Raw genomic sequence first — 8,644 nt, forward strand, 5'->3', positions numbered from 1 at the left:
CGGGGGCACGGCGGGCTGGTGGTGGGGGCGATCGGGCTCTCCGGCGCGGTCCTCCGGCCCCCCTCGCGGGAGTACCGACCGCCGTCAGACGGCGACGGACGCGCCGGTGTGGCCGTGCAGAGCGGCGAGGACGTCGGTCAGCTGCGCGGCGACCTCGGCGTCGTCGGCCGGGTGGGTCTCGGCGAAGCGGACGACGGAGCCCGGGATGGACAGCTTGACGTCCTCGAGCACCTTGGCGCCCGCGATGCCCGCGGCCTTGCGGGTCTCGTCCTGCGCCCACACGCCGCCGAACTGGCCGTAGGCGGTGCCGACCACGGCGACGGGCTTGGCGGTGAGGGCGCCGGCGCCGTACGGGCGGGACAGCCAGTCGATGGCGTTCTTCAGGACGGCCGGGATGGTGCCGTTGTACTCGGGCGAGAACAGCAGTAGCGCGTCGGCGCCCTGGGCGGCGGCACGCAGCTTGGCGGCGGCGGCCGGGACGTCGCCCTCGACGTCGATGTCCTCGTTGTAGAACGGGATGTCGGCCAGGCCTTCGTACAGCTCGACCTCGGCGCCCTCGGGAGCCAGCTTGACGGCCGCCTCGGCGAGCTGACGGTTGTGCGAACCGGCGCGAAGGCTACCGACGAGCGCGAGGATACGGACAGACATGCGAACTCCCAGGATGCTGAAACACTGACGAAACAATCCGGACCGAGGTCCGTTTATGGGTACCACTGTAACCGGACCGGGGTCCACTTCATTCCGGATGCTTTACGCTGAGTTCATGTCCGGACCCCTGCCTCCCCTCGCGAAACCGGAACATCCGGTCACGGAGCCCGAGTTGCTCCAGCTCGGCACCGCGCAGGACGAGCCGTGCCTGCGCGCCGACGCCGCACGCAACCGGGCCCGGCTGCTGGACGCGGCCGCGCGCCTGATCGCGGAGCACGGGGCGGCGGGCGTCACGATGGAGGCGGTGGCCGCGGAGGCCTCGGTCGGCAAGGGGACGGTCTTCCGCCGCTTCGGCGACCGCACCGGCCTGCTCACGGCACTGCTCGACCACTCCGAGAAGAAGCTGCAGGCCGCGTTCCTGTGCGGACCGCCGCCGCTGGGTCCCGGAGCGCCGCCGGCGGAGCGGCTGCGGGCCTTCGGCTGCGCGCTGCTGCGCCGCGCGGTGGACGAACTGGATCTGCAACTGGCGGCCGAGCCGAGCGCCGAGCGCCGGTACTCCGTGCCGGCCCGCCAGGTCCAGCACTCCCACGTCGTCATGCTGCTGCGGCTGGCCGTGCCGGACGCGGACACCGAACTGCTCGCCCACACCCTGATGGCCCAGCTCAGCCCGGCGCTGATCCATCATCTGACCCGGCAGTGCGGCATGTCCCTGGAGCGCATCGAGGCGAACTGGTCGGACCTGGTGACACGCGTCACATGCCAGGAGCCGCCCCGCTGAGCACCCGAGCGGAACCGTCCGGGCACGCACACGTTGTTGCACAGTGAACGGCCGTCCCCCGCTCGGGCCCCGCGCCCACGCCTCTGCCAAGATGCGGTACGTCATGGTGCAGATACCGAAATCGCCCACGCCCGCGCTGCCCGCACCGCGTTCCGTGCCCACGAGCGCCGATGTGGCCAGGCTGGCCGGCGTCTCGCGCGCGACCGTCTCCTACGTCCTGAACAACACCAGTGCCGTGCGGATCAGCGAGCCCACCCGCCGCCGCGTCCACCAGGCTGCGAAGGAACTCGGGTACGTCCCGCACGCGGCCGCCCGCAGTCTGCGCGCCGGGCATAGCCGCATGGTGCTCATGCCCGCGCCGGCCGTCCAGGCCGGCCCGCTCTACAGCCAGTTCCTGAACGACCTCCAGTGGGCGCTCGGCCGGCTCGACTACACGGTCGTGCAGTACGGCAGTGTCGGGCTGCACGGCGACGAGGCCGCCCGCGCCTGGGCCGAGCTGCGGCCGGTCGCCGTCCTGGTGCCCGGCGCCGATCTCGGTCCGGAAGGCGTGGCGGTGCTCAAGCGCTCCGGCGCCCGTGCCGTGGTCACCCTCGGTGCCGAGTCCGTCGAGGGCGCCCACGCCCTGCTCATGGACCACGAAGGGGCCGGCCGGGCCGCCGGCGCGCACCTCTACGCCCGGGGCCGCCGTCGCATCGGCGTCGTCGTCCCCGAGGAGCCCGGCCTGGACTCGTTCTCCCGGCCCCGCCTCGCCGGGGTGCGCGACGCGCTGGCGGGCACCGACGCCGTCGTCACCGAACTGCCCCTCGCCTACCAGGAGGAGTCCGCCGCCCGCCTCGCCGCCCGCTGGCGGGAGCTGGGCCTGGACGCCGTGTTCACGTACAACGACGAGTACGGGATGCTGCTGATGCGCGCCCTCCAGGACGAGGGGGTGCGCATCCCGGCGGAGACGGCCGTCATCGGCGCCGACGATCTGATGCTCGGCCGGCTGCTGCGACCCCGGCTTAGCACGGTCCACATCGAGCTGCCGTCCGGCCGGGACCTCGCCGAACTGGTCGACCGCGCCGTGCGCGACCCCGGCGCGGCACCCGAGACGCACCGGGTCCTCGGCTCCTCGGTGGTGCACCGCGAATCCAGCTGACACGAAGGGGCTCCCCGCGCGGTGGCGCGCGAGGCCGGGCCGACGGGTCGAGGCTCGGCGGGGGTTGCGCCCGACCGGGCGCGGCGGGCCGTTCGATTCCCGCGGCGTCCTGCCCGCAGCGATTTCCCTGCCGCGTGTCTAAGATGTTGCACGCTCAACCAGATGGGGATGCGTTCGACCAACGGATGCGGCTCGCGCGGCTGCGCCGGATCACCGCGTCCCGCCCCGCGGCCGCCGCACCGGCCGCGCACTGCACGGGACTCCCGCCCCGAGTCCCGCCGGTCACGAACGGAGAGCCGCCATGCCGTTGCTCGACCCCGGAACCTGGCAGGCCCGGACCCTGAAGGGATCCGAGCACACCGTCACCGAGCCCGCCACGGGAGATCCGCTCGGTACGGTCGCCCTGGCCACCGCCGAGGACGTCCGCACCGCCGCGGCCGACGCCCGCACCGCCCAGCGGGAGTGGTCGCGGGTGCCGCACTTCGTACGCGCCGGGGTGCTGCGCAGGGCCGGAGACCTGTTCACGGCGCACGCGGACGAGCTGCGGGAATGGCTCGTGCGGGAATCGGGGTCCATCCCGGGCAAGGCCGACTTCGAGCTGCACGTCGCCGCCCAGGAGTGCTACGAGGCCGCCGCCCTGGCCTCCCGCCCGGCCGGACAGGTGCTGCCCAGCGAGGCACCCCGGCTGTCGTACACGCGCCGCGTCCCGGTCGGCGTGGTGGGCGTGATCGCCCCGTTCAACGCCCCGCTGATCCTCTCCATCCGCTCCGTCGCCCCGGCCCTGGCGCTCGGCAACGGGGTCGTCCTGAAGCCCGACCCGCGCACCGCGGTCTGCGGCGGACTCGCCCTGGCCGCGGTCTTCGCGGCGGCCGGCCTGCCCGAACACCTGCTGGCGGTGCTGCCCGGCGGTCCCGAGACCGGTCAGGCGCTGGTCGCCGACCCGCAGGTCCCGGTGATCTCCTTCACCGGCTCCACCGCGGCCGGGCGCGCCGTCGGCGAGGCGGCCGGCCGGCATCTGAAGCGGGCCCATCTGGAACTCGGCGGCAACTCCGCCCTGGTCGTGCTGGAGGACGCCGACCTGGACGCGGTGATCTCCACGGCGGCCTGGGGCTCGTTCTTCCACCAGGGCCAGATCTGCATGACGACCGGCCGCCACCTCGTGCACCACTCCCTGTACGAGGAGTACGTCGAGCGGCTCGCCGGCCGGGCCGACACCCTCGCGGTCGGCGACCCGCACCGCGCGCAGGTCCACCTCGGCCCGCTCATCGACGGCACCCAGCTCGCCAAGGTGCACGCACTGGTGGAGTCGAGTATCGCCGGGGGCGCCAGGCTCGCCGCGGGCGGCACGCACGAGGACCTCTTCTACCGGCCGACCGTCCTCGCGGACGTCGACGACCACACCCCCGCCTACGCGCAGGAGGTCTTCGGCCCGGTCGCACCCGTACGGTCCTTCGCCACCGCGGACGAGGCGGCCGCGCTCGCCGCCGAGGGCCCGTACGGCCTGTCCCTGGGCATCGTCACCCGCGACGCCGCCCGCGGCCTCGACCTGGCCGAGCGCATCCCGACCGGCATCGTCCACATCAACGACCAGACGGTGAACGACGAGGCCGTGGCGCCCTTCGGCGGCATCGCCGCGTCCGGCACCGGCGCCCGCTTCGGCGGCGAGGCCAACCTGGAGGCGTTCACCGACGTGCGCTGGACGACGGTCCGCGGCGACGTGGCGCCGTACCCCTTCTAGAAACCCGACTGCCCCGGGGCGAGCGGCCCCGGGGCGGTCACGGCGTGCGGTACGGCAAGGAGATCAGGCTCCGGACCCGGCCTGCTCGCCCTTGGGGTCGGCCCCCGCCTGCTGTTCGGCGATGCTCTTGCGCACCTCGTCCATGTCCAGCTTCCGGGCCTGCCCGATGAGGTCCGCGAGCGCGGCCTCCGGCAGCGCGCCCGGCTGGGCGAAGACGGCGACCTGGTCGCGCACGATCATCAGGGTCGGAATGGACTGGATGCCGAAGGCCGCGGCCAGCTCCGGCTGCGCCTCGGTGTCGATCTTGCCGAAGACCAGGTCCGGGTTGGCCTCGGCCGCCTTCTCGTACACTGGTGCGAACTGACGGCACGGTCCGCACCAGGCAGCCCAGAAGTCGAGGAGGACGAACCCGTTCTCCGTGACCGTCTGGTCGAAGTTCTCCTTGGTGAGCTCCACGGTGCTGCTCATGCTCGTATCCCTACTCTCCGGTGCGGGGGCCAGACCGTCGGCACAACACGGCCGCACCGGACGGTATTCCGCCCCCTCCCGGCAGACCCATCCGTGTGGCCGCCCCGCACCCCACCCAGCAGACTGTGTCCCATGACGGAAACGGAATCCATCGCGTACGACGTAGTGGTGCTCGGGGCCGGGCCCGTGGGGGAGAACGTCGCCGACCGCACCCGCGCGGCCGGCCTGTCCACCGCGGTCGTGGAGAGCGAACTGGTCGGCGGCGAGTGCTCGTACTGGGCCTGCATGCCCAGCAAGGCCCTGCTGCGCCCGGTCATCGCCCGCGCCGACGCCCGCCGCGTGCCCGGACTGCGCCAGGCGGTGCAGGGCCCCCTCGACGCGGCCGCGGTCCTCGCCCACCGCGACTACTTCACCGCCGACTGGAAGGACGACGGCCAGGTCGGCTGGCTGGAGGGCATCGGCGCCGTGCTGTACCGCGGCCACGGCCGCCTCGCCGGACCCCGCACGGTCACCGTGACCGGCCCGGACGGCGAGCGGCACGTGCTCACCGCCCGGCACGCCGTCGCCGTGAGCACCGGCACCCGCGCCCTGCTGCCCGGGTTGCCGGGCCTCGCCGATGTCCGGCCCTGGACCAGCCGGGAGGCCACGAGCGCGCACGCGGTCCCGGGCCGGCTCGTGGTGGTGGGCGGCGGTGTCGTCGCCACCGAGATGGCCACCGCCTGGCAGGCCCTCGGCTCCCAGGTGACCCTCCTCGTCCGTGGCGCGGGCCTGCTCGCCCGCATGGAGCCGTTCGCGGGCGAACTGGTCGCCGCCGCGCTCACCGAGGCGGGCGCCGACGTCCGCACCGGCACCTCCGTGAAGTCGGTGACCCGCGAGAGCGGCACGGTCGTGGTCGTCACCGACGACGGCGACCGGATCGAGGCCGACGAGATCCTCTTCGCCACCGGCCGCGCCCCGCGCACCGAGGACATCGGCCTCGACACCATCGGCCTGGAGCCGGGCTCCTGGCTGCCGGTCGACGACAGCCTCCGGGTCACCGGCACCGACTGGCTGTACGCGGTCGGGGACGTCAACCACCGCGCCCTGCTCACCCACCAGGGCAAGTACCAGGCCCGGATCGCGGGCGCCGCGATCGCCGCCCGCGCCGCCGGCACCCCCCTGGACACGAGCGCCTGGGGCGCCCACTCCGCCACGGCCGACCACGGCGCCGTGCCCCAGGTCGTCTTCACCGACCCGGAGGCCGCGGCGGTCGGCCTGTCCCTGGCGGAGGCCGAGGCGACCGGCCGGCGCGTCCGCGGGGTCGACGTCGACATCTCCTCGGCGGCGGGCGCCGGCCTGTACGGCGACGGCTACCGCGGCCGCGCCCGCATGGTCGTCGACCTCGACCGCGAGACCCTCCTCGGCGTCACCCTCGTCGGCCCCGGCGTCGGCGAGCTGATCCACTCGGCGACGATCGCCGTCGCCGCGGAGGTGCCGGTCGCCAGGCTCTGGCACGCGGTCCCGTCGTATCCGACGATCAGCGAGGTGTGGCTGCGGCTGCTGGAGGCCTACCGCGGCTGACCCGCCCGTTCCGGGGCCCACCGGGGCCCCGGGACGCGCCCGCGGAACCTCTCCGCGCCTGCTCAGCCCGGCAGTTCGAAGCCCAGGGCCTTCGCCGCCTCCTCGGGAGTGGCGCCCGTCCAGCGTTCCAGCATCGCCTGATGCGACGACAGCGAGCGCGGCTCCGCCCGGTCGAGGTAGAGCATCCCGTCCAGATGGTCCGTCTCGTGCTGCACGATCCGGGCGGGCCAGCCCGTGAACACCTCGTCCAGCGCCCGGCCGTGCTCGTCCTCGCCGGTCAGCCGCACCTCGAGGGGCCGTGCCACCACCGCCTGCCAGCCGGGCACGCTCAGACAGCCCTCGAAGAACCCGGCACGGGCGGTGCCGACGGGCGCGTACGACGGGTTGACCAGCACCCGGAACGGCTGAGGCACCCGGCCGCGGGCCAGCCTGACCTCCTCGGACACCGGCGCCGGGTCCTCGATCACCGCGATCCGCAGCGGCACCCCCACCTGCGGTGCCGCCAGCCCGACCCCCGGCGCCGCCCGCATGGTCACGCGCAGCGCCTCGACGAGACGCGCCAGCAGCGCGGGCCCCAGCTCGCCCTCGTAGCGCCCGGTGCCGGCCCGCAGCACCGGGTCGCCGGCCGCGACGATGGGCAACGGTCCGTCGGTGACGAGGAGTTCCTCCACCAGTTCGGCAAGGGGCGCGCGATCGCTCGGAGATGCCATCGAGCCAGCATGACACGGCTGCGCCCCGACGACGGCATTCGCCTGTGACACACGCCACTTGACGCCCCGGGAACTCGACCGGACCCGCCGCCGACTACTGGACCGCCACGCTCACCGCCCTGGCAGCCCATGTCCCCGACCGCCGGAGAGACCGCCGATGTCCACCGCTCCCTCGACCACCACGGACGAGGCCCCGCAACCCGCCCCGCCCGCGCCGTCCCCGCGCGGGTGGACCACACTGCGCCCGCTGGTCCTGCGACTGCACTTCTACGCGGGCCTGTTCGTCGCGCCGTTCCTGCTCGTCGCCGCGGTCACCGGCCTGCTGTACGCCGGCTCGTACCAAGCCGAGAAGCTGCTGTACGCCCACGAGATGACGGTGCCCGTCGGCGACGCCGAACTGCCGCTGTCCGCACAGGTGGCCGCGGCCCGCACGGCACACCCCGAGGGCACCGTCACGGCGGTACGGCCCTCGCCGGCGCCCGGCGCGACCACCCGGGTGCTGCTCTCCGGCGTCGAGGGCGTCGGCGCCGACCACACCCTCGCCGTGTTCGTGGACCCGTACACCGGCAAGGTGCGCGGCGCCCTCGAACAGTACGGCTCGTCCGGCGCGTTGCCGCTGCGCACCTGGATCAGCGAACTCCACCGCAACCTCCATCTGGGCGAGACCGGCCGCCTCTACAGCGAACTCGCCGCGAGCTGGCTGTGGGTGGTCGCGCTGGGCGGTCTGGTGCTGTGGTTCTCGCGCCGCCGCGCGCTGCGCAAGGTGCGCGGCACCAGCGGGCGGCGGCGCACCCTGGGCCTGCACGGCACCGTGGGCGTGTGGGCCGCGGCCGGGTTCCTGTTCCTCTCGGCGACCGGTCTGACCTGGTCGACGTACGCCGGTGCGAACATCGACGAACTGCGCACCTCGCTCGGCCAGTCCACCCCGTCCGTCGCGACCGCGGCCGGCGGCGAGCACGCCGGGCACGACGCGGCCGCCGCCGGCGGCGGGGCCGCCGGGCACGGTGTCGGCCTCGACAAGGTGCTGGCCGCCGCGCGGGCCGAGGGGCTCGGCGACCCGGTGGAGATCGTCCCGCCCGCGGACGCCTCCTCCGCGTACGTCGTCAAGCAGATCCAGCGCGGCTGGCCCACGAAGCAGGACTCGGTGGCGGTCGACCCGGCGACCGGCGAGGTCACCGACGTGCTGCGGTTCGCGGACTACCCGGTGCTCGCCAAGCTGACCCGCTGGGGCATCGACCTGCACAGCGGGGTCCTGTTCGGGCTGGTCAACCAGATCGCCCTGATGCTGCTCGCGCTCTCGCTGATCCTGCTGATCTGGTGGGGCTACCGCATGTGGTGGCAGCGCGGCCGCGGCTCGGCGTTCGGCCGTCCGGTACCGCGCGGCTCCTGGCAGCAGGTGCCGCCGTACGTCCTCGTCCCCGGGCTGGCGGCGGTCGCCGTCCTCGGCTGGTTCGTGCCGCTGCTCGGCATCCCCCTGGCCTGTTTCGTCGCCGTGGACGTCGTGCTCGGCGAGATCGCCCACCGGCGGGGGCGGCGGACCGCGGGCAGTGGAGCGGCGGCCGGGTGAGGCCGTCGCGGAACGACGGCGGGGGCGCGCCGCACGG

Annotated in this window: 8 protein-coding genes and 1 pseudogene; 6 read left to right on the forward strand and 3 right to left on the reverse strand. The window is 74.4% G+C overall.

Annotation, left to right across the window (positions count from 1 at the left end; genetic code table 11):
* Nucleotides 1–84: 84 nt before the first annotated feature.
* Nucleotides 85–648 (reverse strand): NAD(P)H-dependent oxidoreductase, encoded by a 564-nt coding sequence (locus ABT085_RS40130; RefSeq protein ID WP_351620074.1) that lies wholly within the window; start codon nt 646–648, stop codon nt 85–87.
* 115 nt (nt 649–763) lie between these two features.
* Here ABT085_RS40130 and ABT085_RS40135 point away from each other — a divergent pair, with 115 nt between their 5' ends.
* The 4 genes and pseudogenes from ABT085_RS40135 to ABT085_RS40150 all read left to right on the forward strand — a co-directional run bounded on the left by ABT085_RS40135 (nt 764) and on the right by ABT085_RS40150 (nt 4,302).
* Nucleotides 764–1,426 (forward strand): TetR/AcrR family transcriptional regulator, encoded by a 663-nt coding sequence (locus ABT085_RS40135; RefSeq protein ID WP_351620077.1) that lies wholly within the window; start codon nt 764–766, stop codon nt 1,424–1,426.
* A gap of 91 nt (nt 1,427–1,517) precedes the next feature.
* The gene (locus tag ABT085_RS40140; protein WP_351620093.1) at nt 1,518–2,564 is read left to right on the forward strand and encodes a LacI family DNA-binding transcriptional regulator; all 1,047 of its coding nucleotides are present in this window, start codon (nt 1,518–1,520) and stop codon (nt 2,562–2,564) included.
* A gap of 140 nt (nt 2,565–2,704) precedes the next feature.
* Nucleotides 2,705–2,908: pseudogene (locus tag ABT085_RS40145) on the forward strand (hypothetical protein); the annotation flags it as partial.
* Nucleotides 2,866–4,302 (forward strand): aldehyde dehydrogenase family protein, encoded by a 1,437-nt coding sequence (locus ABT085_RS40150; RefSeq protein ID WP_351620080.1) that lies wholly within the window; start codon nt 2,866–2,868, stop codon nt 4,300–4,302. The pseudogene ABT085_RS40145 and the gene ABT085_RS40150, both read left to right, overlap by 43 nt.
* A 63-nt stretch (nt 4,303–4,365) precedes the next feature.
* Here the strand turns inward: ABT085_RS40150 and trxA are convergent, their stop codons facing one another.
* Nucleotides 4,366–4,770: a thioredoxin gene (gene trxA, locus ABT085_RS40155; RefSeq protein ID WP_351620081.1), complete on the reverse strand. Its 405-nt coding sequence runs from the start codon at nt 4,768–4,770 to the stop codon at nt 4,366–4,368.
* Nucleotides 4,771–4,902: 132 nt separating this feature from the next.
* On the opposite strand from trxA, the gene ABT085_RS40160 reads away from it, so the two are divergent.
* Entirely contained in the window at nt 4,903–6,330 is a 1,428-nt protein-coding gene (locus tag ABT085_RS40160) for a dihydrolipoyl dehydrogenase family protein (protein WP_351620084.1), read from the forward strand.
* A 62-nt stretch (nt 6,331–6,392) separates the two neighbouring features.
* On the opposite strand, the gene ABT085_RS40165 is transcribed toward ABT085_RS40160, so the two are convergent.
* A complete protein-coding gene (locus ABT085_RS40165; RefSeq protein ID WP_351620087.1) occupies nt 6,393–7,040 on the reverse strand; it encodes a peptide deformylase in 648 nt (215 codons plus the stop codon).
* 157 nt (nt 7,041–7,197) lie between these two features.
* On the opposite strand from ABT085_RS40165, the gene ABT085_RS40170 reads away from it, so the two are divergent.
* Nucleotides 7,198–8,607, forward strand: a complete 1,410-nt coding sequence (locus ABT085_RS40170) for a PepSY-associated TM helix domain-containing protein (RefSeq protein WP_351620090.1) — start codon at nt 7,198–7,200, stop codon at nt 8,605–8,607.
* Nucleotides 8,608–8,644: the final 37 nt, after the last annotated feature.

The sequence above is a fragment of the Streptomyces sp. NPDC002265 genome, assembly GCF_040296125.1.
In the GTDB taxonomy this organism is placed as follows: Bacteria; Actinomycetota; Actinomycetes; order Streptomycetales; family Streptomycetaceae; genus Streptomyces.

Coding starts and splice junctions, on each gene's coding strand:
- ABT085_RS40130 (WP_351620074.1), bottom strand. CDS start 648: ATGTCTGTCCGTATCCTCGCGCTCGTCGGTAGCCTTCGCGCCGGTTCG.
- ABT085_RS40135 (WP_351620077.1), top strand. CDS start 764: ATGTCCGGACCCCTGCCTCCCCTCGCGAAACCGGAACATCCGGTCACG.
- ABT085_RS40140 (WP_351620093.1), top strand. CDS start 1,518: ATGCGGTACGTCATGGTGCAGATACCGAAATCGCCCACGCCCGCGCTG.
- ABT085_RS40150 (WP_351620080.1), top strand. CDS start 2,866: ATGCCGTTGCTCGACCCCGGAACCTGGCAGGCCCGGACCCTGAAGGGA.
- trxA (WP_351620081.1), bottom strand. CDS start 4,770: ATGAGCAGCACCGTGGAGCTCACCAAGGAGAACTTCGACCAGACGGTC.
- ABT085_RS40160 (WP_351620084.1), top strand. CDS start 4,903: ATGACGGAAACGGAATCCATCGCGTACGACGTAGTGGTGCTCGGGGCC.
- ABT085_RS40165 (WP_351620087.1), bottom strand. CDS start 7,040: ATGGCATCTCCGAGCGATCGCGCGCCCCTTGCCGAACTGGTGGAGGAA.
- ABT085_RS40170 (WP_351620090.1), top strand. CDS start 7,198: ATGTCCACCGCTCCCTCGACCACCACGGACGAGGCCCCGCAACCCGCC.